At 52.3% G+C, this 23,930-nt stretch carries 14 protein-coding genes and 3 pseudogenes; 14 read left to right on the forward strand and 3 right to left on the reverse strand.

What is annotated here, in order from left to right; all coding sequences use genetic code 11:
* The first annotated feature begins 5 nt into the window (after nt 1-5).
* Nucleotides 6-1,074, forward strand: a pseudogene (locus tag UC15_RS00760) (sugar ABC transporter substrate-binding protein).
* 9 nt (nt 1,075-1,083) lie between these two features.
* Nucleotides 1,084-2,332 (forward strand): annotated as a pseudogene (locus UC15_RS00765) (LVIVD repeat-containing protein).
* Between the two features lie 33 nt (nt 2,333-2,365).
* Here UC15_RS00765 and UC15_RS00770 read toward each other — a convergent pair.
* Nucleotides 2,366-2,891, reverse strand: a pseudogene (locus tag UC15_RS00770) (EamA family transporter).
* A 142-nt stretch (nt 2,892-3,033) separates the two neighbouring features.
* Here UC15_RS00770 and UC15_RS00775 point away from each other — a divergent pair.
* From UC15_RS00775 to fbaB, 9 genes are all read left to right on the forward strand, one after another.
* Entirely contained in the window at nt 3,034-3,756 is a 723-nt protein-coding gene (locus UC15_RS00775; RefSeq protein WP_112286664.1) for a 2-phosphosulfolactate phosphatase, read from the forward strand.
* A gap of 127 nt (nt 3,757-3,883) precedes the next feature.
* Nucleotides 3,884-5,329 (forward strand): MFS transporter, encoded by a 1,446-nt coding sequence (locus UC15_RS00780; protein WP_112286665.1) that lies wholly within the window; start codon nt 3,884-3,886, stop codon nt 5,327-5,329.
* A gap of 50 nt (nt 5,330-5,379) precedes the next feature.
* Entirely contained in the window at nt 5,380-6,273 is an 894-nt protein-coding gene (locus tag UC15_RS00785) for a dihydrodipicolinate synthase family protein (protein ID WP_112286666.1), read from the forward strand.
* Between the two features lie 409 nt (nt 6,274-6,682).
* Entirely contained in the window at nt 6,683-7,333 is a 651-nt protein-coding gene (locus UC15_RS00790; RefSeq protein WP_157960949.1) for a hypothetical protein, read from the forward strand.
* Nucleotides 7,334-7,678: 345 nt separating this feature from the next.
* On the forward strand, nt 7,679-8,734 hold the full coding sequence (locus UC15_RS00795; RefSeq protein WP_112286668.1) for a hypothetical protein: 1,056 nt from the start codon (nt 7,679-7,681) through the stop codon (nt 8,732-8,734).
* A 198-nt stretch (nt 8,735-8,932) separates the two neighbouring features.
* Nucleotides 8,933-10,285 (forward strand): SrfA family protein, encoded by a 1,353-nt coding sequence (locus UC15_RS00800; protein ID WP_112286669.1) that lies wholly within the window; start codon nt 8,933-8,935, stop codon nt 10,283-10,285.
* A 4-nt stretch (nt 10,286-10,289) separates the two neighbouring features.
* On the forward strand, nt 10,290-13,262 hold the full coding sequence (locus tag UC15_RS00805) for a virulence factor SrfB (protein WP_112286670.1): 2,973 nt from the start codon (nt 10,290-10,292) through the stop codon (nt 13,260-13,262).
* Nucleotides 13,259-15,652, forward strand: coding sequence for a virulence factor SrfC family protein (locus tag UC15_RS00810; protein WP_112286671.1), 2,394 nt, complete (start codon nt 13,259-13,261; stop codon nt 15,650-15,652). The genes UC15_RS00805 and UC15_RS00810 overlap by 4 nt, the downstream gene beginning before the upstream one ends.
* 252 nt (nt 15,653-15,904) lie before the next feature.
* A complete protein-coding gene (gene fbaB / locus UC15_RS00815; protein WP_112286672.1) occupies nt 15,905-16,954 on the forward strand; it encodes a class I fructose-bisphosphate aldolase in 1,050 nt (349 codons plus the stop codon).
* A 91-nt stretch (nt 16,955-17,045) separates the two neighbouring features.
* Here the strand turns inward: fbaB and UC15_RS00820 are convergent, their stop codons facing one another.
* Nucleotides 17,046-17,651, reverse strand: coding sequence for a helix-turn-helix transcriptional regulator (locus UC15_RS00820; RefSeq protein ID WP_112286673.1), 606 nt, complete (start codon nt 17,649-17,651; stop codon nt 17,046-17,048).
* Nucleotides 17,652-18,033: 382 nt separating this feature from the next.
* Here UC15_RS00820 and UC15_RS00825 point away from each other — a divergent pair, with 382 nt between their 5' ends.
* The 3 genes from UC15_RS00825 to UC15_RS00835 are packed head-to-tail and all read left to right on the forward strand — an operon-like array spanning nt 18,034 to nt 22,305.
* Nucleotides 18,034-19,719, forward strand: a complete 1,686-nt coding sequence (locus UC15_RS00825) for an Hsp70 family protein (protein WP_112286674.1) — start codon at nt 18,034-18,036, stop codon at nt 19,717-19,719.
* Between the two features lie 4 nt (nt 19,720-19,723).
* Nucleotides 19,724-20,986, forward strand: a complete 1,263-nt coding sequence (locus tag UC15_RS25730) for a hypothetical protein (RefSeq protein ID WP_198659643.1) — start codon at nt 19,724-19,726, stop codon at nt 20,984-20,986.
* The gene (locus UC15_RS00835) at nt 20,983-22,305 is read left to right on the forward strand and encodes a hypothetical protein (RefSeq protein WP_112286675.1); all 1,323 of its coding nucleotides are present in this window, start codon (nt 20,983-20,985) and stop codon (nt 22,303-22,305) included. Before UC15_RS25730 ends, UC15_RS00835 begins: the two co-directional genes overlap by 4 nt.
* A gap of 44 nt (nt 22,306-22,349) precedes the next feature.
* On the opposite strand, the gene amyA is transcribed toward UC15_RS00835, so the two are convergent.
* Nucleotides 22,350-23,831, reverse strand: a complete 1,482-nt coding sequence (gene amyA, locus UC15_RS00840; RefSeq protein ID WP_112286676.1) for an alpha-amylase — start codon at nt 23,829-23,831, stop codon at nt 22,350-22,352.
* Nucleotides 23,832-23,930 lie beyond the last annotated feature (99 nt).

Below are 23,930 nucleotides of genomic sequence, written 5' to 3' on the forward strand. Positions count from 1 at the left end.
TAACCATGAAACTGTTTTCCTCGTCGTTACTGGCGTTAAGTTTGCTCTCCGTTTTCCCTTCTTTTGCCGCCGGCACTGCGCCTGTACCGAAAGCCATCAGCGATCATAAAGGGCCGGTACGCATTGCAGTGATCCGCAATCTGGGCTCAGACGACAACACTACGCAGTTTGTCTCCGGCGCAATTCAGGAAGGCCGCAAGCTGGGCTTTCAGGTGAATACATTTCTCAGTAACGGCGATGACGCCAAATTCCAGGACTTTGTGAATCAGGCGATCAGCCAGAAATACGATGGCATTATTTTGTCGCAAGGGCGCGATCCCTATTCCACCGAACTGCTCAAACGCATCACCGCCAGCGGCATTGCCGTTTCAGTGTTTGATACGGCGGTCAACGGCGACATTCCCGGTGTGACCGTCACCCAGCAGGACGATGCGTCGCTCACCGATCTTTCCGTCGGTCAGCTGATTAAAGATTTCAATGGCAAAGCCAATATCGTCAAACTGTGGGTCGCCGGTTTCCCGCCAATGGAACGTCGTCAGGACGCGTATAAAAAAAATCTTAGCCGCCAATCCGGGCATTCATGAGCTGGAATCCGTCGGCGCGGTATCTTCTGACGTTCAGGGGGATACCGCAAATAAAGTCGGCGCGCTGCTGGCGAAATACCCGAAAGGCAAAATCGATGCTATCTGGGGAACCTGGGATGCGTTCAGTCAGGGCGCGTACAAAGCCCTGCAGGAGAATGGCCGTACCGAAATCAAACTCTACAGCATTGATATTTCCAATCAGGATATTGGTTTGATGCGCGAAGCTAACAGCCCGTGGAAAGTCAGCGTGGCGGTCGATCCGAAACTGATTGGGGCGATCAACCTGCGTCTGGTTGCTAATAAAATTGCCGGTGAGAAAACGCCTGCCAGCTATGAATTCAAAGCCGCAGCCATTCCGCAGGCGCTGCTGGTCAGCAATCCTGACGCGGTAAATGTGGCGTCGCTGGCGAAAGTGATCCCGGGCTGGGGTAAATCAGATGATTTTATTGCGCCGTGGTTCGCCACGCTTGAAGCGCAGCACAAAAAATAAGGCCTGAAGATGACTACACATTCTCTCCCCACGCCGGAATACAGCCGGAATATGCGGCTGATCGGCCACAGCGATCAGGGCGGAAAACCTGACGGCGTGCAGGTCATGGTTCACCGTGGTTATGCCTATATCGGTCATATGGTGTCGCAGGGCTTTTCCATTGTGGATGTGCGCGACCCTAAAAAATCCGCGCCCTGCCGGTTTTGTCGCTGCGCCTCCGGGCACCTGGAACGTGCATTTACAGGCGCACGACGATTTACTGCTGGTGATCAACGCGCGGGATTTGTTCGCCGACGTGCGTTTTGCCGATGAAAAAGTCTATTACACCCGCTCCGTCAGCGAGACAGTGCAAGACACGCAACAGCGTGGCTGGAGTGCCGGTGTGCGTATCTTTGATATTTCGCTGCCCGATCAGCCAAAAGAGATCGGCTTTCTCGGGCTGGAAGGGATCGGTGTGCATCGTATCTGGTACGTCGGCGGGCGCTGGGCGTATGTGTCCGCGCTGATTGACGGCTACAGCGATTACATTTTCCTGACCATTGATCTGGCCGACCCGCGCAATCCTCAGGTTGCCGGTCGCTGGTGGTTGCCCGGAATGCACACCGCTGGCGGTGAAACGCCGGACTGGCCGGAAGGTAAACGCTACGCATTGCATCACGCGATCATCAGCGGTGATACTGCCTATGCCAGCTGGCGCGACGGCGGCCTGACACTGCTGGATATCAAAGACCGCAGCGCGCCGCAGCTGATTTCACACCGCAACTGGAGCCCGCCATTTGGCGGCGGCACGCATACCGCTCTGCCGTTGCCGGACCGGGATCTGCTGGTCGTGCTCGATGAAGCGGTGCTGGATAATCAGGAAGATGGCGAGAAGCTGATCTGGGTATTTGATGTGCGCGAGCCGTCGAATCCGGTGAGTATTTCGACCTTCCCGCAACCGGCAGAACGGAATTACGTCAGAAAGGGCGCGCATTTCGGGCCACATAATCTGCATGAAAACCGTCCCGGTAGTTTTGTCAGTTCGACGCTGATTTTCGCCACCTATCAGAATGCCGGAGTGCGTGCGTACGACATCAGCAATCCGTATCATCCAAAAGAAACCGGTGCGCTGGTGCCCGCTGCACCAGCAAGCATGATGGATAAACGTCCGGGCAGGCCGCAGGTGATCCAGTCCTGCGACGTGTTTGTCGATGCACAGGGCATTATCTACAGCACCGACTACAACGGTGGTTTAACAATCATCGAATATCTTGGCTGACGCCCTGCCCGTACCTTGCTTAGGGGATTGAATCTATTTGGCTTCAGGTGCGGGCGTTTTTGCTTTTCCCGCCAACTTTTTTCCCGGACTGAGTACCAGCCACACCGCCACGCAGATCAGTATTCCGCCCGCGAAGAAGCCTTCAGACAGCGTTTCATTGAGTAACAGATAACCCCACAAAATGCCGAACGGCGGGATCAGAAATGTCACTGTCATGCTGCGCAGTGGGCCGATGTCGGCAATGAGCCGGAAATACAGGATATACGCCCACGCGGTACAGATAAGGCCGACTGCCAGCACGCACAGCCAGACAATACATCAGGAACGGCAAACCGGAGTTGATCACCCCGAGCAGCAGCGAACTGCCAAATTTTTGCTGGTAATCACGCGGCGTTCGCATCACGGCAAGGATAACGACGAGTCCGATAAACCCAAACAGCACGCGCAAGAACGCAGTATTGATGGCACCGAATGCCGGTGCCGCCACCCGCATAAACAGAAAACTACCCCCCCAGATCGCCGCCAGCAGTAACAGACGGCAAAAATCACCCGCTTTCATTCACATCCCCTATTGAATATTGGCTATTGCCTTGTTTTAGTAATGGAATTATCAACGTTAAAATCGTGTTAATCAGTGTAGTGAATACGCTGGCGAATTAATCTGCTTTTTCTTGCTTTTATATTCTGAACAGGACGCTTTCATGACTGATTTTTCGCAGGCTGATTTTGATGTTCGTGTGGAATGGGGCGCGCCTGCCATGGAGCATCTGGCGGCAGAAGCGGACTGTATTGTCATTATCGACGTGATGTCGTTTTCCACCTGCGTGAGTGTGGCCGGTGAACGCGGCGGCATGATCTTCCCGTATCCCTGGAAAGACGCCAGTGCGCAGCAATTTGCCGCAGAGAATAATGCCGAATGTGCGCAGTTTGACCGGCGTTTTCAGGGGCAGGGTTTCACTCTTTCTCCCTGCTCCTTGCTGAACATGACAGCGGGAACGCGGCTGGTGCTGCCTTCGCCGAACGGATCCGCGCTGACTTTTAAAGCCAAGGCGCACAAGGCGGCGATTTTCACCGCCTGTTTTCGCAATCTGACCGCGACCGCCCGCGCGTGTGAAAAGTTTCGCCAGATTTTGATCGTGCCCGCTGGTGAAAAGTGGCCGGACAACTCACTGCGTCCGGCACTTGAAGATTTTGCCGCCGCTGGCGGGCTGGTTTCGCGCCTTTCGCACCGTCGTTTATCTGCTGAAGCCCGCGCTGCCTGTGCTGTTTATCAACATCTGACACGGGCAGAACTTGAAGGCTGTGGTTCAGCGCGTGAGCTGAACCGTCGTGGATTTGCCGCCGATATCGCACTTTGTCTGGAGGAAGATGTCAGCGATTTTACCTGCCAGTTGCAGGGCGGGTTCTTCACTGCGCTCCGATGACAGGAAATCGCTCTTTTTGATCCTCATGCGATCTATAACCCAGCCAAAGGTGTGTGATAGGTTTAATACTTATCATCTATCTTTTGCTGCGTTCTGCAGCGATGCTGTTTTTCCGGGACAGAAGACAATGAGCCACAGTAAATCGGATGCGTCAGAACATCCGCAGGGAGAAACCGCCGCCAGTAACGGGATCTCCGTCATTGCTTTATTGGTTGCTGCTGCTTTCTTTATGGAGTTTATCGACGGTACGGTGATTGCCACCGCGCTGCCGCAAATGGCGATTTCTTTCGGCGTATCAGCGGTCGATCTCAATGCCGGGATGAGTGCGTATATGCTGACGCTGGCGGTACTTATCCCCGCCAGTGGCTGGGCGGCAGAACGTTTTGGTGCCCGCAACGTATTCACCTTTGCCCTCGCCGTCTTTACGCTGGCTTCGCTGTTTTGTGCTATGGCGACCAGCGTCAGTGAGTTTATCATTCTGCGTATTATTCAGGGTGTTGGCGGTGCGCTGATGGTGCCGGTCGGGCGTCTCACGGTGCTGAAAACTACGCCAAAACCACAGTTAATCAAAGCTATCGCCACGCTCACCTGGCCTGCGCTGGTGGCGCCGATCCTCGGGCCGCCGCTCGGTGGATTCATTACCCATTACGCCTCATGGCACTGGATTTTCTATATCAATGTGCCGCTCGGAATTATTGCGATGATGCTGGCGTGGCGTCTGTTTCCTCAGGCACCTTCCGATGAACCCAAACATTTCGACAAACCGGGGTTCCTGCTCACCGGGCTGGCGATGCTTTCGCTGGTCACCGGGCTGGAGCTGATCAGCCAGGATCATATTTTGTGGACAACCGCCGGGCTGTTACTGGTCGCTGGTGTGGTGCTTTCGGTGCTGGCTGTCCGTCATCTTTACCGCGACCCCGCGCCGATGGTGAATCTGGGGTCGATGGTGATCCCGACATTTCGTATCAGTATGGGCGGCGGTTCGTTGTTTCGCGTGACCATCAGCGCGGTGCCGTTCCTGCTGCCGCTGATGTTACAGGTCGGATTTGGTATGGATCCGTTCCATGCCGGTTTACTGGTGCTGGCGGTGTTTGCCGGTAATCTGGCGATGAAACCGGCGACCACGCCGCTGATCCGCCGTTTCGGCTTCCGTCCGGTGCTGGTGGTGAATGGCCTGCTGAGCGTTTTCTCACTGCTGTTCTGCGCGTTTCTGACGCCTGGCACGCCGGACTGGCTGGTGATGTTATTGCTGTTTCTCGGCGGCCTTAGCCGTTCAATGCAGTTTACCGGCATCAGTACGCTGGCCTTTTCTGATGTGCCTGCAAAACAAATGGCCGATGCTAATACGCTGTTCAGCACGGTACTGCAACTGTCGGTCGGGCTTGGGATCACGGTCGGTGCGCTCGGTACGCGCCTGGGTGAACAACTGGTGGATATGTTGCACTGGGAGTCTGTTCCCGGCATGAGTTTCAAAGTGGCCTTTATTGTTATCGCGGTGCTGACCCTGATTGGCTGGCTGGATATGTTGCGCCTGAAACCGGATGCCGGTTCATCTGTCTCGGGCAAAAAGTAAATCGCTGCTCTATGCTGAGTCTTGTTAATTAACCCCTTTGGGAGTTTCCGATGTTCACAGGATTAAGTGCTTTTCCTCTCACCCCGCTGACGGATAAAGGCATTGATGAGAAATCTTTTGTCAGGCTAATGTCGCGTCTGGTGAGTGCGGGTGTGGATTCCATCGGCGCACTGGGCTCGACGGGCAGTTATGCTTATCTGAAACACAGTGAACGTGACCGCGTTGCCCGGCTGGCGGTAGAACACGCTGAGGGTATTCCCGTGATGGTCAGTATCGGTTCAGTGCGTACTTCTGACGTGCTGCACCTTGCGGAAGATGCCCAGCGGGCGGGGGTGAGTGCTGTATTACTGGCGCCTGTGTCGTATCAGAAACTCACCAGTGATGAAGTCTTCACGTTGTATGAAACGGTGACCCGTCATCTTTCGGTGCCGCTGTGCGTTTACGATAATCCTGCCACGACGCATTTTGATTTCACCGATGAGCTTTACGGGCGTATCGCGCAACTGCCGCATGTTGCCAGTATCAAAATCCCCGGGTTATCTGCTGACCCTGTTGCCACGCAAAAACGTCTGGCGGCGCTTCGTCCGTTGGTTCCGGCGCATGTGACGCTCGGCGCGGCGGGTGATCTGGCTGCTGCCACGGTTCTGACGCAGGGCGGCGATGTGTGGTATTCGGTCATTGCCGGATTGTTCCCGGAAATTCCGGTGGCGATCACACGTGCAGCACAAAACGGGGATACCCAAACTGCGCAGTCTTTATCGGCACAGCTTGAGCCGTTATGGGAAATGTTCCGCCAGCACGGAAGCCTGCGCGTTGTGGCAGCCGCCGCAGAAATTCTCGGCCTGGTTTCTGCCCCATGTCTGCCGTTACCGCTTCAGTGTGTTACGGGTGATGAACGCCAGCAACTGGCACGTGTTATTGAACAGCTTAATTTGCGAGCCTGATATTCGCGGCGGAAATATTTCCGCCGATATTTATTTCATCTGCGCAGCAGGTAAGAGTTATTTATTTTATAAATAGATGGTATTGCTATTATTCATCATGTTTATTAAGTTCTGATACATAGAAAGTTCCTCTTTTTGCCTTTCACCCTGTGTTAGACTGGGTTGCCTAAAAATGAAGTTTCAACTTTCGTCGATGTGATTATTTAAAAAATAAGGATATTTATGCTGACACAGGCAAAAAATAGGCATCAGTCCAAAGATGACCTTTTTCTTCAAAGACTTAAAAATAAACAACTCGCGAAACTCACTCAGACAATAAAAAACAGATGTTGATATCGATGGTCAGTTTGCAAGGATATCCAAAAAGGATATTACCTCTGTTCTGTTGTCTGCCGAATATTCAGCAGAAATGTTCGTCAGAAAAATACAGTTACTTAAATCGATGGGGACGTTTATCATCGATCATGCGATTCATGATGCGGGTAAATATGCGTTTCTGTTTAGAAATAATGCCTCCCCGGTGGAAAAAATAAAACAAAGGAACAGACCTGACAGTCTGTTCACTGTCAGGGGGCGCAGCGGCGTGCTATCGAAAACTTATCGTGAAGACATCGGTATTCTTGATAAAGCCACCTTCGATCAGCTTGACCCAAAACTGCAAAAAATATTAACCATTAACGGGCTGACGAAGATCCGACCGCTTTTTAGGACACGGATCAGTCACAAACTGGCTGATGGCAGTCGCGCATTTGTGGAACGTATGTTTGATCGCGATAACCCTTTGCTCGTCTCTATCTCCGGCAGTACCGCAGACATATTTATTGCAGCAGAAGTTCTTGACGATAAACTGAGCCAGTCTCAGCTTGATCAGTTAACCCTTTCCGCTATCGCCCTTATTGTCGGGGGCGGCTATCACGCTATGCACGAAGTCATTAATATCCGTTCACCTCACCTTAATGTTATTGCCAGCATTGAAAGCCAGATGCGACTAAAAAATTGTAGTGCAGAGTTGCAGGAATATATCGCGGCTTTACATGATGCCTGCGACCGGCTCAGATAATTTATTCCCCCGCTTTTTACCGGCAGGGTCCTGCACAGTGAGGATGCTGCCGCTTTTACGTCACGGCTTCTACAGTCACCCTTTTTGTTGATTACCATCCCTATGATTGCACTGAAATTGCTCAGGATGGCAGCTTTTTGACTTTTAAGTCCTCCGCCCTGTAGGCAAAGTAGAACCATTTATCTTATTAATAGATATTTCCCATTTCTATTATTCATTAAGTTTATTAATAAACCTAAACTAACGATTTAATCCGTTTGGTTATTTCCTTGTGTTAGACTCCGCTGCCAAAAAATGAAATCTGATTTTTTGCAGAAGTGATTCTTTTAAATAATAAGGAAATTTATGCTGCCACAGGCAAGAAATGGATCCCAGTCCAAAGATGATTTATTTATATACAGATTGAAAAACAAACAACTTGCTCAACTCACCAGCACGAAAAAAAAGTTAAGCCATACTTATGAGTTTCAGGGAAAGTTGGTACATGATCGCAATTTCAACAATATAGAGAAAACGGTTCAGGAATCCTGGGCTGCTGCCGTTATTCTCAGGAATGCCCCTGTTTTTGGTGAGACGATTTATATTCTTTGCGCTAAGTTTGCGAAGATCTGGTTAAAAAATAACGGCTCTGAAGCATTTAACTTTTTTGCAAAGGAAGTTGAAGAAAATGTAGATGCTACTGGCCAGTTTGCAAGGGTATTTAAACAGGATATTACCTCCAACCTTTTGTCATCAGAATATTCAGCAGAAATTTTTGCCAAAAAAATACTGCTAGTTAAGGCTATGGGTGAATTTATCATCAATCATGCCATTAATGATGCGGGGAAATACACATTTCTGTTTAAAGATAATGTTCCTCCGGTAGCAAAAATAGTGCAAAGAAACAGGCCTGACAGTCTGTTCACCGTGAGGGGACGCAGTGGCGTGATGTCTAATACCTATCGTGAAGATATCGGTATTCTTGACCAAGCCGTCTTCAGTCAGCTTGACCCGAAACTGCAAAAAATATTAACCATTAACGGCCTGACGAAAAACAGACCGCTTTTCCGTACCCGTATCAGTCATAAACTGGCAGACGGCAGTCCGGCATTTGTTGAACGCATGTTTGATCGTGATAATCCTTTGCTTGCTTCTATCTCGGGCAGCACCGCCTGTTTATTTACGGCGGCAGATGTTCTGGACGATACACTGAGTCAGTCTCAGCTTGATCAGATAACCCTGTCCGCTATCGCCCTGTTCGTCGGGGGCGGCTATCATTCCGTGCACGAAATCATCAATATCCGTTCACCGCATCTTAATATTATGGCAAGCATTGAGAGCCAGATGCGGCTTAAAAACCGTGGTGCGGAATTGCAGGAATATGTGGCGGCTTTACATGCCTCACACGTTCTCCTGAGATAATTTGCTATTCCCCTCTATTTTAACGGCGACACCCTCCCGAGGGGGATGCCGCCGCTTTTATGTCACGCAACAAACAGCCACCCTTTTTGACCCTTATTCCCCCGTTTGATTTCGCTTAAATCGCTTAAGGTGGCAGCATCATGAACCTTTTCTGCCTGCGCGCTGGCGCGGTGCAAAACCACTAAAGGCTATTCAGGCGTGGCAAAATCATTTTTACGCAGTGGCAGTCTCAACGACATCCTCGCGCTGGGCGAAAACGGGCAGCCGGTATACGCATCAGCCCTGCAATTACGGGAAACCTTACGCCTGCGTAAACAACCCGCAATCGCGGATTGTCTGGCTATTCCTCAACTCAATGAGGCCGGTGACCGCCTCGACTGGTATTCCCCTCGCGAAGGCAAAGTGGTTTCCTGGGCGGCTGCCACTGACGCGGCGCGTGCCTCGGCCTTACGTCAGCTGGAAAACTGCCTCGATGTCGTGTCGCAAATCAGCAAAGCCGCTAAATCCTCCGAAAAATCAGCCAGTCAGTTTTTTGGTGCGCTGCTGGAGAAAGCCTTTCGTTTTCCGGATCAGAACCACGTTTATCTGGTCGGCGGCCAGCCTGTTCTGACGTTCTGGGGCTTTGTCAGCCTCGACAGCACAGCCAGTGCCGAACCTTTTGCCGCCCTGCGCGATACGCTCAAAGCTGACGAACCGTTGCCTTCACTTTCGCTGGCCGCCGAAAAAGTCAAAACGCCTGAACCGGTTATCGCGCCTGAAGCGCCAGTGCGTGTGATAAAAACCATTGAGGCGCGCGCCGCAGAACAGCAGGCCGTCACGCCTGAACCGGTTGCTGCACCGCGCCGTAAAATATCGACACTAATCTGGGCACTGCCGGTGGCGGCGCTGGTCGTGGCCGGTTCGGCAGCGGGCTGGTTGTATTCCCGCCCCCCTGCGCCGAAAGCAGAGACAGCTCAAACCGAAACCCGGAAACCTGCTCCGGCAGCTGAACCTGCGGTGATCGCCCCGCCACCAGTTGCTGAACCCGCGAAGGCACCGGAAGTTACAGCATCAGAAGTGAAAGCCCCGCAAGCCGCGCCTGCTGCTGTAGTGGTGCCTGCGCCAGACCCGATCGCGGAAGTCGAGAAAACGCCGGTAGTGGCAGAACCTGCCCCAGCGTCAGTCAGCAAAAATGCGCTGGTACTGCCGCCGGATGCGGTAAAAATCGGTTCAACGAAATTCCTCAACGGTAACTGGAACGGCATCGTTGAAATCAAAGACCCGGTAACCGGCAAGCCGCCGGTGCTGCGTTATCAGTTCAAACAGGGTCAGGGTACGGTGAAAATTACCTATGGTGCCGGGGTTACCTGTCGTGCGCCGGTCAATGCCGGGCTGATGCAGTCAGGAAACCTGGTGATCAACACCCGTTACAGAGCGAAATGCAGTGACGGCTCCCGATATCAGATGCCGGAAATCAGTTGTACCCAGGGCGCGACTGGCGCTGCCGTGTGTCAGGGCCGTTATAACGGCGACACGGTTTACCCAATGACGATTAAGCGCGAAGGTAAATAAGACCATGCTGGCAACCATTACTGATTTTAAACAAAAGATTACTCTGATCCGGGACAGCGGCATCCAGTTCCTCGACTTCTCGCTTAAGCCGGTCTGGGATCTCGAACTGCCTGCCAAATTTGTGCGTAAAAGTGCCAACGGCCCGCTGTTGCGACTGGATTATAATCCGCAAAATGGCCGTCACTTTTTACCGGCAACCGATGGCGGTGCGCCGGAAGTCGTGCGTCCCGAGTTCAGTTTTCCCCTGGAACAGTCGCTGAAATTGCTGGATCAAATCTGGCTGCCGCTGCCTTTCCTGCGCTTTAATCCTCCGCGCACCTTTATGACTGGCCCGGATAACTGGGCGCGGGTGCAAATCCGTCAGCTGGATACGCCGGAAGCGGACGGCAGCACGCACCGCGTGGTGATTGCTTTTGATACCCGCGTGGTGGAAGGCGATGATGAACAAACTCAGCTCGCCCCTACGCCTGATGATGTGAAAAACGGCATCAGTTTTGCGCTGGCCTGGCATAACGACGAACTGCCGGATTTCCTTGACCAGACCTGGGTTGATGGCTGGCTGCGTGAAGTGTTTACCGAACAATCCGCCATTCGCGAACAGCGTGAGGCACGCAACATTAAAGTTGCCCTGCGCGAGTTTGAATATCAGGCGCACTACCTGAATTTGCTGGAAATGCTCGGCAGTCAGCTGGGTATTCCGGAGCTTAAAATCAGCGGTGCCACCTTGCAAGAACCGGCGATCAACGTGGATTTGATCCTCGATGTCGGTAACTCGCATACCTGCGGCATTCTGGTTGAAGATCACGTTGGCGAAACAGACGGTCTGAAGCAGACCAGCGAACTGCAACTGCGCGACCTTTCTCAGCCGCATTTTCTCTATAACGAATTGTTCGAAAGCCGCGTGGAGTTTGCTCAGGCGCGCTTCGGCAAACCTAACTTTTCTGCAGAAAGTGGCCGGGATGATGCGTTTATCTGGCCGTCGATTTTACGTGCCGGTCGCGAAGCCAGTCGTCTGGCTTTACTGCGCGAAGGCACCGAAGGATCAACCGGGATTTCCAGCCCGCGCCGCTATTTGTGGGATGAAGACAGTTATACGCCGGGCTGGCGTTTCAGTCAGGGCGGGCACGGCGCGATCACTGAACCGGTCGCGGCGGCCATGCCGCTGACGTTTCTGATTAACGATGAAGGCCAGCCGCTGTCTGATTTGCCTGTTGAAGATCGTCTTCCGGTGTTTTCGGCGCACTACAGCCGCAGTTCTGTGATGACGCTGATGTTGTCCGAACTGCTGGCGCAGGCGCTGATGCAAATCAACAGCCCGGCTCAGCGAACCAAAATGCTGCGATCTTCCGCCCCGCGTCAGTTACGCAATATCATTCTTACCCTGCCTTCGGCGATGCCTAAACCGGAGCGCGAAATCTTCCGCCGCCGTATGCAGGAAGCGATTGGTCTGGTGTGGAAATCGATGGGCTGGCATCCCTCTGATGACGGTTTTAAACATCCGGCTGACAAGGCGAAAAGCCTGATGCCGGTACCGGATGTGCAGATGGAATGGGACGAAGCCACCTGCGGCCAGATGGTGTATCTGTATAACGAAACGCAGGTGAATTTCGGCGGACATACCGGTGAATTTTTTGCCAGCATGGCGCGTCCTGACCGCGAACTGGCGGATGACGAACCGGTTGGCAAAACCCTGCGCATCGCCTCCATTGATATCGGTGGCGGCACTACCGATCTGGCGATTACCCAATACTGGCTGGATGACGGTATGGGGAATAACGTCAAAATTACCCCACGTCTGCTGTTCCGCGAAGGCTTCAAAGTGGCGGGCGACGATATCCTGCTCGACGTCATTCAGCTCTACATTTTGCCAGCGCTTCATGCAGCACTGAAAAAGGCCGGTCTGGCGAATCCTGACGGGCTGATGACGCGTCTGTTCGGCAGCGAAGGTCGCATGGACGGGCACGCAACGCTGCGCCAGCAAAGCACGTTGCAAATTTTCATTCCGCTGGCCCATGCGGTGCTGGAAGTGTATGAACGCTTTGACCCGCTGGACACCCATGCGGAAATTGACGCACCGTTTGGTGAGTTGCTGGAACAGCCACCGACGCAAAAAGTGCTTGATTATCTGCACACAGAAATCCAGCGCGTGCTGCCTGCCGGTTCCGCGGTCTTTGATATTTTGCAGACACCGCTGGTGCTCAAGCTCAGCAAGCTGCATGGCGAGTTTTTATCCAACCGGATGAGTATTACTCAGAATCTGCGTTCACTGTGTGAAGTGGTGTCGTTGCATGATTGCGATGTCCTGCTGCTGACCGGCCGCCCTTCGCGCTTCCCGGGGATTCAGGCGTTGTTCCGTCACCTGCAACCGCTGCCGATTAACCGCATGTTATCGCTCGACGGTTATCACACCAGCGGCTGGTATCCGTTTAATAAACTCGGTCGCATCGATAACCCGAAATCTACCGCCGCCGTGGGCGCAATGCTGTGTCTGCTGGCGCTGGATCTGCGTCTGCCGGGCTTCTATTTCAAAGCCGGTGATTTCCAGCCTTATTCGACGGTACGTTATCTGGGTATGCTCGATGGCAATCAGGCGCTGACCGACGAGAACGTCTGTTACAGCGATATCGACCTCGATGCCCACGATTACAAACTCGACAGCGCGGCCAGTTTCCGTATTCGTGGTGCCATTTGTCTGGGCTTCCGTCAGCTGGAAAATGACCGCTGGCCTGCGTCACCGTTGTATACCCTGTCAATTGCCGAACCTGAACTGGCGCGTAAAGTGGCCGGTGACAGCGTGCTGCGGGTGAAACTGGCGGTGAAAAAAGGCGAAGACCACCCGACGCCTGAATTTTTTGATATTGCCAGCGCAGTGCTGGATAACGGCACCAAAGTGCCCGTTCATCACCTGCGTCTGCGGCTAAATACACTGGGCGAAAGCCATTACTGGATCGACAGTGGGAGCGTATTCGTCTCATGACTACCAGCACAACAGCAACAATCCCGGCACAGGCAGTGACTACAAATGTGCTGCAACGTCAGTTTGCCGCCGCGTCTGACACCATCGGTGATGCGCTGAACTGGGTGGAAAACACCCGCGCTCAGGCACCGCGTTTAGATCTCGAAGCAGACCGGCTGAATTTGCAGTTAAAACGCTGCCGCGATAAAGCGCAGCGTCTGGCACTGGCCTGCGAGCTGTCGCCCGCGCTGGGCTTTTACGGTCATTCTCAGGCGGGAAAATCCTATCTGATCTGCTCGCTGGCAGCGGGGAATTATGGCCGGCTGGAAACCCGTCTGGGCGGCGTGACGCTGGATTATCTGACGCAAATTAATCCGGGCAACCGCACTGCACGCCTTGCCACCCGCTTCACCCGTCAGTCTGATGTACGCGACCGGGCTTTCCCGGTGCGCGTGTTGTTACTGAATGAGCCTGATCTGGCCCGCATTGTTATCCGCGCCTTCAAGCCGGACAGTCATTATTACGTGCCGGATACGCAGCAGATCACCGAGCATCTGAATAAGCTGATGATGCATCGCCAGCCGGAGCCGGTTGAAGGCTTCAGCAGCGAGCAGATGATGGGATTATGGGATTCTATGATTCGGCTGGATGCCCGCCGTTTTCGCCACCTCAATGCGCATTTCTGGCCGGTTGCGGTAAATCTCGCGCCGTATCTGAATGTCGATGACCGTGCGCGTTTGTTTTCCATACTGTGGGACAACGTGCCCGCGCTGACCACGGCTTACCGTCATTACGCGCATACGCTGCAACATCTGGGCGGCGCAAAAAGTCTGCTGGCTCCGCTCAGCGTGCTGATTGATGATGCGATGCAACCGGCGGATGGGATCTTCAGTCAGTCTCCGGCTTTTGACATTGAGATTTCCGTCTGCCCCGAATTTGAAGGCACGGTCACTGCGCCGGTGACGTTGTCACTTGAAGAGCTGACCTTGCTGGCCGCAGAAGTGCAAATCCCCCTGCTTTCGCCGCCACGCGAAGCGTTATTCGAACAGTTTGATTTGCTGGATTTACCGGGCTACGGCAGCGCTGAGGACGATGAAAGTGACGATGATGGCGGTGATGATATCAGCCCGCTGTTTCGTGCCAAAGTCGCTTATCTGCCGGAACGTTACACCGACCGCCATGAGATGAATATGCTGATGGTCTGCACCGCTGCGGATAAACGCGATGATGTGGTCGCGGTGGGCCGGACGCTTGAGCACTGGGTGAAAGAGATGCACGGCGAAAACACACAGGTGCGCAGCCGCCGTAAACCGGGGCTGGTGTGGGTGCTGACCCCGTTCGACCGGCGGATGACGCAGTCTGTGCATTTCGACGAGGCCGTCCAGCGTCATGTCGGCAATCCGGGCGATGCCTGGGGCGCGCTGCTGGCGATGGACGAGCGGGGTCTGCAACGCATGGCGGATTATCTGGTGGCTGAAATTCGTCCTGATGTGCGTCTCAACCGTTTGAGTGAATTGCGTGATGAACTGCATCGTGAACTGGCGGATAACCTGCTGGGTCGCTGGTATCAGGAAGGCGAAGCGGCTGACCCGTTGCAGAAACAGCGCACGGTACAAACAGTGATTAAAGCGCTGCAAACCCGCACCGGCGTTCATGGCGAACTCCTGGAAAAGCTGTTGCCAGGCCGCGACGAGCTGCACCGTATTTATCTGGAACATACCGGCCAGCCAGTGGAGTCCGGCGCTCAGGATGAAAACGGTGCAGAGAGTTTTGGTATTGGCATCGATATTGATCTGTTCGCTGAACAACAGGACGCGCCAGTCTGGCAGGCTAAACCGGATGACGGCACCGCCTTTGCCCGTCAGGTACAGCGTTACTGGATCAACCATCTGCGCAGCCTGCCGGAAAACGAACCCTTGATCGCCCTGCTTGGCGTGGCGAAACCGACGGTTGAATTGCTGATGGAAGAGCTGATCACAGCCAGTTTCCGACTCAATATGGGCGACGCGCTGGTGCGGTCTCTGGGCAGTACATTACCGGCGGGCGCGCGCGAGCATGATCATCATGCCGACCGGCAGGTTTCCCGTGCGCTGACCGTGCTGGGTGATTTTGTGGCGTGGCTGGGTTTTGAAAAACAACCGGAAGCTGAGCGTCCGGAAAGCCGTATTAACAAAGGCCATAAGATTTTCGCCAAACCGAAGAAAAGTGTCGCCAGCTGGAAATCCTCCCAGCGCCTGACCAAACTATCGGCTACTCCGACCAATTCCACCGCGTTTTATATCTACGACTGGCTGGTGGGTTTGCAGGAAAGCATCATGCGTAATGCAGGTTACGCTGCGGGCGGTGAAATCCCGGCAACACAGCGCGACAGTCTGGCGCGGTTGCTGAAGGTGTTGAGAGTCGCAAGCTGATAAAAAAACCGGGGCATCAGCGTGGTGTTCCGGGTTTTGGTATGAATTCACACCTTAAGGGGTTGCCAGGCGTTCTTCTGCAAAACAACTGATGCACTAAATTCTATGACGAGGGAGTAAGCGCAGAGTGATCGACTGCCGCAAAAGCGCAATCTGAGTTACACAAAATGCCGGTAAGGCGACTATAAGTATGGGGTCAGGAAATTTCATTCACCGCTCTGAGCGTTCGCAAAGAGCCGAAAAGGAGTCCATATGACTGATATCGCTAAGTTACTCGGCAAAGAAGCTGATTCACTGCTGCAGCATCAATGTTCCACCATCACCGCCGATCAGCTTTATCTTCCCGGCAGCGATTTTGTTGACCGTGTAATGATCGACAATAACCGCTCTCCCCGCGTGCTGGCCGCAATGCAAAACTTGTATAACACCGGACGCTTAGCCAAAACGGGTTATCTGTCCATTTTGCCGGTGGATCAGGGCGTCGAGCACTCCGCAGGCGCTTCCTTTGCCGCGAATCCCCTCTACTTCGATCCTAAAAATATTGTCGAACTGGCAATTGAAGCCGGCTGTAACTGTGTGGCATCTACATACGGTGTGCTGGCATCAGTTTCACGCCGCTATGCCCATAAAATTCCGTTCCTGGTCAAGCTGAATCATAACGAAACCCTGAGCTATCCGACGCAATACGACCAGACGTTGTATGCCAGCGTGGAACAGGCATTCAATCTTGGTGCGCAGGCAGTCGGCGCGACGATTTATTTTGGCTCGGAACAATCTCGCCGCCAGATTGAAGAAATTTCAGCCGCTTTCGAGCGTGCGCATGAACTGGGAATGGTCACTGTTTTATGGGCATATCTGCGTAATCCGGCGTTTGTGAAAGACGGCAAGGATTATCATTCCAGCGCCGATTTGACCGGACAAGCCAACCATCTGGCTGCGACCATTGGCGCGGATATCGTGAAACAGAAAATGGCGGAAAATAACGGCGGCTATACCGCGGTGAAATTCGGTTATACCGATGAGCGCGTGTATTCGAAACTGACCACCGATCACCCCATCGATCTGGTACGTTATCAGCTGGCTAACTGTTATATGGGGCGTGCAGGTTTAATTAATTCCGGCGGTGCAGCCGGGGAAAATGATATCCAGGAATCGGTCCGTACGGCAGTTATCAATAAACGTGCTGGTGGCATGGGTCTGATTCTGGGGCGTAAGGCCTTTAAGAAATCTATGAAAGAAGGTGTTGCGTTAATAAACGCCGTGCAGGATGTTTATCTGGATAAGAAAGTCACTATTGCCTGATGGTTTTTTAGCAATGTAAGTCTGACAGTGTAAGTTGAGCAATATGTGTCTGCTGGCCGGAAGGTTTCTTCCGGCTTTTTCAGGCATCATCTCAGAATATTTTGTTTTTAATTAACTTCAGACAGCTGAGTAATTCCGAATCTGATAGCAGATTGAATTTCGCCATTATCTTTCTTTTATGCACGCTGACGGACTTCTCCGCTATCTGCAATTTTCTGGCAATATGCCCCACATCATTACCCGCGTGGATCAGCGTTGCAACTCTGGCCTCTTTTGCAGACAACTCTGGTTGCCTGCAGTTGGCACAATCACGTGGCAACTGGTCAGGACTGCCTGTCGTGTGGTTCGCCCAGCCGCTGATCACCCGTTTTCTGATGTGTTCCAGAGAACTTTTACGGTTAATAAAAATAATGTTAGTAATACACAATGGCAGGTCTGTCATGAACGGCACTGTCCGGCAGTCGTACACGGCAATAATCAGACTGTGCGGAGTGCGTTGCTGAAATAGTGGCTGGCAAATAGTACTTTCGCCAGCGCTGAATCTTTTAACGATAATGTTCGCAGCAGGAATGTTTTCTTCAGTCAGATCAGATATCTGTACAGGAATTTTCTTTTCCAGTGAAAATATCTGCGTAAGGAAATTCTCCATACCATAACGATATGCTGCATTCGGATCATCAAAAATAATATTTAACATGACGGGCTTCAGCTTATTAAGATAATAAATAGCGCCTGTTATCCTCTTGCAGGCTTGCGGCTGATATTACTCAGTTACGAGCTGTGCTCAACATTTTTCGAGTCTACTTTTACACCATAAAAACTGTTGATTTTAAAGTTCCCTGTTCAATGAGTGAATTTTATCTTACGGATACTCCTTTTCTGTAATAACCTCGGATAAAGATAATCCCATGAGGGGTGGTTAATGACTCGCTTCGCCTGCCGCTTAATCTGATTAAACAAAATTCAAAAATTTTATCGGAACATCAAAGCAGTAACGCTAGAATGTTCACTATATTTTCTGCATTCAGCCGATCAAAATTCTCACGGTTGTTTCTCCGACTGTCTCAGGGGGCATACGGATGTTGATAGGGATAGATTTAGGTACTTCAAACTGTGCTGTTTCGATTTGGCAGGACGGTCAGTCTCTGCTGGTTCCCAATGTCTATGGAAAAAATCTGACCCCTTCGGTGGTCGGGATAGACGATGACGGGCATATGCTGGTGGGGGCCCCCGCACATGCACGCTTATTTACTCATCCGGAACTTACCCTCGCCAGTTTTAAACGTTTCATGGGAACGGATCATTCATTCCGACTGGGTAACCAGCATTTTCGTGCTGAAGAACTGTCCGCCCTGCTTCTGCGTAGCCTGAAAGCAGACGTGGAACAGCACTGTGGCTGCAAGTGTGACCGCGCCATCATCACCGTCCCTGCTTACTTCAACGATGTACAGCGTAACGCGGTCAGGGCTGCGGGTGAGCTCGCAGGGCTGCATGTTGAACGTTTGCTCAACGAGCCGACCGCCGCATCGCTGGCTTACGGACTGGCAAATCAGCAGGAACATAAATTTCTGGTGTTTGACCTGGGCGGCGGCACTTTTGATGTCTCGATCATCGATATGTTTGAAGGCGTGATTGAAGTCCGCGCCAGCAGCGGCGATGTCTTCCTTGGCGGTGATGATTTCACGCGCAGTCTTGCCAGCTGGATGTTGAGCCAATATCCCCGTCTGGATAAAGAAAATACCGCATTGTTCGGACAATTACTGACACTGGCTGAAAAAGCCAAGTGCCAGCTGACGACTGAAGAGAGCACCACGCTGCAATACCAGTGGCAGGGTGAAACTCTTAGCTGGAACCTCACTACCGACATTCTGTTGCAGTGCTGCGAAAGCACGCTGGAGCGGATGAAAAAGCCGGTTATGCAGGCACTGCGTGATGCCAGATTCTCGGCCGATGAAATGGATCACATCGTGCTGGTTGGTGGTGCCACGAGGATGCCGCTGGTACGTCAGGCGGTAGCTCGTCTGTTCGGGCGCTTCCCACGCTGTGAGTTGCAACCCGATGAAGCCATTGCAATCGGGGCCGGTATTCAGGCCGGACTGGTGCTTCAGGATCAGGCACTCGACGATATTGTTCTCACTGACGTGATGCCATTTACACTCGGTATCGCTACTTCGCGTCGCAAGGGCGAAGGTTATGAAGATGGCCATTTCCTGCCGCTGATCGAGCGCAACAGTTTTGTGCCAGTGAGCCGGGTCGAAACCATCATGACGGTGTTTGACCAACAGAAACATCTGGATATCTGCGTTTATCAGGGAGAGTCCCGGCTTGTTTCCGATAACGTACTGCTCGGCATGCTCAGAGTTGATGTTCCTCCTCTCCCTGCCGGTGAGGCCAGCGCTGACGTCCGTTTCACTTACACTCTGGATGGTATTCTGGAGGTGGAGTGCAAGATCAACAGAACGGGCCTGAGCGAAAAACTGGTCATAGAAAAAGCGCCGGGCAGCCTGACACCCGAGCAAATTACTGAAAGCTTGCGAAAACTCGATGCCATCAAACAGCATCCGCGTGAACAACTGGTTAACCGGCAACTGGTGACCGAAGCGAATGCGTATTATGAGCAGAGCCTTGGTGAACAGCGACAGTATATTGCCGATCACCTGTACCATTTTGAACGAATTCTTGATACGCAGGATGCCCGCCAGATCGCAGCAGCCCGCAAGGAAATCGAGGAACTGATCGCGTATCTGCGCAGGGAATGGGAGTAAACGGATGGGCATCTGGTCAGTCTTAGACATCGAACCTACTGATGATCTGAGCATCATCAAACGCGCTTACGCCCGGAAATTGAAAACCACGCGGCCAGATCAAGATCCGGTAGGCTATCAGCGGCTGAGGGAGGCGTTCGAGCAGGCGAAGGATATTTCCCATTCCTGGGATTTAAATCCTCCCCAAGACCGTGCTTTCATCGACGTGGTGAAGGCTGAATACAATGAGCCGGTTTCACAACAGCAGGTCCTCAATCAGGTCGATGAAATTGTGACTTTGTTGCTAGCCGATGTCACCGCCGGTTTTGAAAGGCTGTACACCTGTTTGTCTGAGGGTCCGCTGGAAAATATTCACGCCCGCGAAATGTTCAGCCATTTTTTGGCAGAAGAATTGGGTAAACGTAAAGGCGTTACCCGTTCAATGTTAATCAATGTGGCTGCCATGATGGGATGGGAAATCGAGAATTTCAGACCTGAAGGGATTTCAGCTGACCAGTTATGGGCGATTTACGCGCAGACTGAGAACACAGAGGCTTCGCAATACTGGGACTCCCTCGTAAATAAATCCGAGAAGTCCATGCAGGAACATGAACGATTTGAGCTTTTGAGCGTTGAGGGCAAAAAGCTGGCTTTTATGGCAAGGTTAATTCCCGGTTATGTCGGCAAGCTACGACAGACTGTAGAGGAAATCAGCGCGTACCATCCTGTCTTGCTGGAGCGAGTAAATCCTCAGCTACTTAAAACATTATCCGGGCTGCGTTTAGAACTGGACTGGAGTACAGCATTTTTTATCGTGTTCTGGGGAATGGCGATCGCTATTGGAATTCGCCACGACGAACATCCGCTGCGCGATATGTCGATTATTATTTGCGTTATCCTTGTCAGTACGTGGTGTAAAAGCGAGCTACAGCGCAAATTCAGACATTCTCAGCACGTTGTGGCGATATACGAAACTCTGCTTTCGCTTCTCATTTTGGGCGTGTTTGCTAAAATTTTCAGCGGCCTTTATGGGCAACTGCATTTTATGTACGACGACCCGGGCCGTGGTCCTGCACTTTTTGGCATGCTTACCGCTTTCGTACTTTTCCTCATATGGGCAATTTGTCCGCGATACTGGCGCTGGTACAACCTTATCAGCAATAGCCTGACCGCATTTGTCACATTCCCCTGGCAGCAGGCAAAAAAAACGGGGGTGATATGGCGCATTGTCATTTGTGCCGTGATGTTATTCCTCTATTCGTGGCTAGTGACCTGGGCGGTGGCATGAACAACCCTCACTTCTGGTCAGCCTTAGACATCGAACCTACTGATGATCTGAGTATTATCAAACGCGCTTACGCCCGGAAATTGAAAACCACGCGGCCAGATCAAGATCCGGAAGGCTATCAGGGGCTGAGGGAGGCGTTCGAGCAGGCGAAGGGTTATGCGGCGCGCTCTTTGCAGAGTGACGTTGTCACGGAGATTGTCGATGAATCCCCTTCTTTCACCTTACCGACGCCGGTTCACATTGAGCCTTTAAAAGAGCTCACGCCAGATATTGATGATGCGCTGGAGCAGGAATTAGAGGCGTTAAAGCCGGTGACAGAAATCATTGATGTCATGATGGACGATGAAACCGAAGGCCTGAGCCTGCTGAAATCCGTGCTATCCGGCGGGCTTTTACAAAATCTGCGTCTGCGGGAAGTATTCAGTCAGGAACTGGCTGCGCAACTGAGTGAGCGCGAGGGACTGTATTCGGCCCTGCTTATTCGTGTTTCAGAGGTCATGGGGTGGGATATTGATCATTATCAGCCGGAAGGTATTTCCCTACACCGGCTGGCGGCACTTCAGCATCAGGTTGAAATGACCGGTGCAAACTATTACTGGTCGCTCATGGAACGGGAGTATCAGAATTCAGCGCTTAACCGTTTGCGCCTGAGACTTCTGACCGTTGAAGGCGCTACGTTGCCGTGGTGGGCCAGACTGGTGCCAGATTTTATGACATCGCTGCACGACAAGCTCAGAGACATCAGGACTTATTATCCTGCACTGTTGCCGCGTTTAAATTCAGTTTTACTGAAAACGTTGTCTGAAACCCGAGTGGTTTTGCGCTGGGGAACGGTATTTCTGACGGGCTTCTGGCTGTTGCTCATCATGCTGGCGACAAGCGAACATCCGCATCCCTGGCGGTCACGCATCATACTCATTGCCATCATTGGCTTGTATATTCACGGCTACAGTTTTCTTGAACAAAAACTCCGTCAGTGGCCGCGAATATTGTGTGGCACGGTGTGCGCGTTCTCGCTGCTGTCGGTCGGTATTATCGTGAAGATAATGTTGGGCTTTTTCACGATGTTTAAGCCTGAAGCGGGAAACCTGGCTATGGCCGTCACCAATTACGCGGTACTCAGTGCCAGCAGTTTTTGCGTGCTATGGATGATGGCGCCAAAACACTGGAAGTGGTATGGCGTTCCACTAAACGCGATGATTATTTTAGTGATTTTCCCCTGGGAGTGTATGAAAAAAGCCTCAGGAGTGGTGGGTGTTGTAGCCTTCATTTTGCTGCTGGCAATGTATTCTCTGCTGATCGCTTTCGGCTTCCGTTAGTTATTGCGGGCGGGCTGCTTTTGATAAGCAAGCCGCCCGGGTACTTATTCTGTCAGCACCCAGACACTGACACTGCCCCCGGCGCAGAAGAATACTGCCGAGCCTTTTTCGTCAGTTTCGATGATCTCTTCGCGGTTACCCAGCAGGTCATGCCATTTTTTATGGCCGAAATTATCACCCATTTCGATGGCTTTTTCCCCGGCTTCACTGTTTGACATCACGACGACACAGCCCGGATGCTCGGCGGTACCGCTGCGGCTGAAGGCCAGACAGTTCGGGTGATCAAAATAATCGGTCTGAACGCCCCATGCGTGGGTTTGCCGCGCTTTAATTAAGGTTTCCAGCCCAGGGATCACCGGCATGTCGATGGTGTAACTGTTGCCGTCATCGCCTTCATCTTCGTAATTCGCGCCGCACAAGTCCGGATAAAAGACGATCGGCACGCCCTGTTCACGCAGCAAAATCAGCGCATAGGCCAGCGGTTTGAACCAGGGTTCAATAGGCGCTTCCAGTGACTGCAACGGCTGAGTATCGTGGTTTGCCACCAGCGTGACGGCATGTGCCGGATCGGCTGCTACCAGCGTATTGTCGAAAATCTGGCTCAGGTTGTAATCTGCGCCTTGCTTTGAAGCGTGATGAAAATTCAGCTGCAACGGCGCATCGAAAAGCATGGTTTTGCCTTCGACCTGCTCAATATAATTTTGCAGCGTCGGCACATCGTGCGACCAGTATTCAGCCACGATATAAATCGGTTCTTCAGCCTCATTCTGGACATGATCGATCCAGTCTTTATAAAACCATGCCGGTATGTGCTTAACCGCATCCAGACGGAATCCGGTGCAGCCGGTCTGTTCAAGAAGCCAGCGTGCCCAGTATTTAAGCTCTTCGCTGACCGCGTTGTTGCGAAAATCGACATTGGCGCCCATCAGATAATCGTAGTTACCGAATTCGTCATCGACCTGATCGTTCCAGCCGCCGCCGGTGTAATCATTGATGATTTTGAAGATGCCATTCTCGTCAGGATTTTCGATATGATCGACGCCGCTGAAGCAGTGAAAATCCCAGATGAATTTCGAATACTGGCCGTTGCGGGCAGCGAATATAAAGCGCGTCCAGGCATCGGCCTCAATGATGTCGTCACTGATTTCTTCACGATTATCGATATTGACGCGGTTTACCTGCACGCGCTCTTTCTCATCCGCACCCATTTTATGATTGAGCACCACATCGAGGATCACGCCCATTCCGTTAGATTTCAGCGCGTCGATGGCGGCGAGTAACCCCTCTTTGTCGCCGTATTTTGTTGCGCGGCTTCCCTTCTGGTCAAACTCACCCAAATCGAATAAATCGTAGGTGTCATAACCAACCGAGTAACCGCCGGAATCCCCTTTATAGGCAGGCGGGAGCCACGCGGCGGTGATACCGGTTTCTGCCAGCCATGCGGCCTTTTCGGCGACTTCCGGCCAGAGTTGTCCTCCGTCCGGGTAATACCAGTGAAAGAACTGAAACAACGTAGGATTCTGCATACAGGCTTTCCATTCAGATGACCGGGAAATGAAGTATGGAGCAGGAATGGAAAAAATGCGGCGCGGAGCAAAAAAAAACCGGTCAGCGAGGTGACCGGC

The sequence above is a fragment of the Rahnella sp. AN3-3W3 genome (assembly GCF_003263545.1).
GTDB classification, from domain to species: domain Bacteria; phylum Pseudomonadota; class Gammaproteobacteria; order Enterobacterales; family Enterobacteriaceae; genus Rahnella; species Rahnella variigena.

Bases quoted from the DNA above. Each gene is read 5' to 3' on its own strand.
- UC15_RS00780 (WP_112286665.1), top strand. From the start codon at position 3,884: ATGAGCCACAGTAAATCGGATGCGTCAGAACATCCGCAGGGAGAAACC.
- amyA (WP_112286676.1), bottom strand. From the start codon at position 23,831: ATGCAGAATCCTACGTTGTTTCAGTTCTTTCACTGGTATTACCCGGAC.
- UC15_RS00805 (WP_112286670.1), top strand. From the start codon at position 10,290: ATGCTGGCAACCATTACTGATTTTAAACAAAAGATTACTCTGATCCGG.
- UC15_RS25730 (WP_198659643.1), top strand. From the start codon at position 19,724: ATGGGCATCTGGTCAGTCTTAGACATCGAACCTACTGATGATCTGAGC.
- fbaB (WP_112286672.1), top strand. From the start codon at position 15,905: ATGACTGATATCGCTAAGTTACTCGGCAAAGAAGCTGATTCACTGCTG.
- UC15_RS00790 (WP_157960949.1), top strand. From the start codon at position 6,683: ATGTTCGTCAGAAAAATACAGTTACTTAAATCGATGGGGACGTTTATC.
- UC15_RS00835 (WP_112286675.1), top strand. From the start codon at position 20,983: ATGAACAACCCTCACTTCTGGTCAGCCTTAGACATCGAACCTACTGAT.
- UC15_RS00785 (WP_112286666.1), top strand. From the start codon at position 5,380: ATGTTCACAGGATTAAGTGCTTTTCCTCTCACCCCGCTGACGGATAAA.
- UC15_RS00820 (WP_112286673.1), bottom strand. From the start codon at position 17,651: ATGTTAAATATTATTTTTGATGATCCGAATGCAGCATATCGTTATGGT.
- UC15_RS00775 (WP_112286664.1), top strand. From the start codon at position 3,034: ATGACTGATTTTTCGCAGGCTGATTTTGATGTTCGTGTGGAATGGGGC.
- UC15_RS00810 (WP_112286671.1), top strand. From the start codon at position 13,259: ATGACTACCAGCACAACAGCAACAATCCCGGCACAGGCAGTGACTACA.
- UC15_RS00795 (WP_112286668.1), top strand. From the start codon at position 7,679: ATGCTGCCACAGGCAAGAAATGGATCCCAGTCCAAAGATGATTTATTT.
- UC15_RS00825 (WP_112286674.1), top strand. From the start codon at position 18,034: ATGTTGATAGGGATAGATTTAGGTACTTCAAACTGTGCTGTTTCGATT.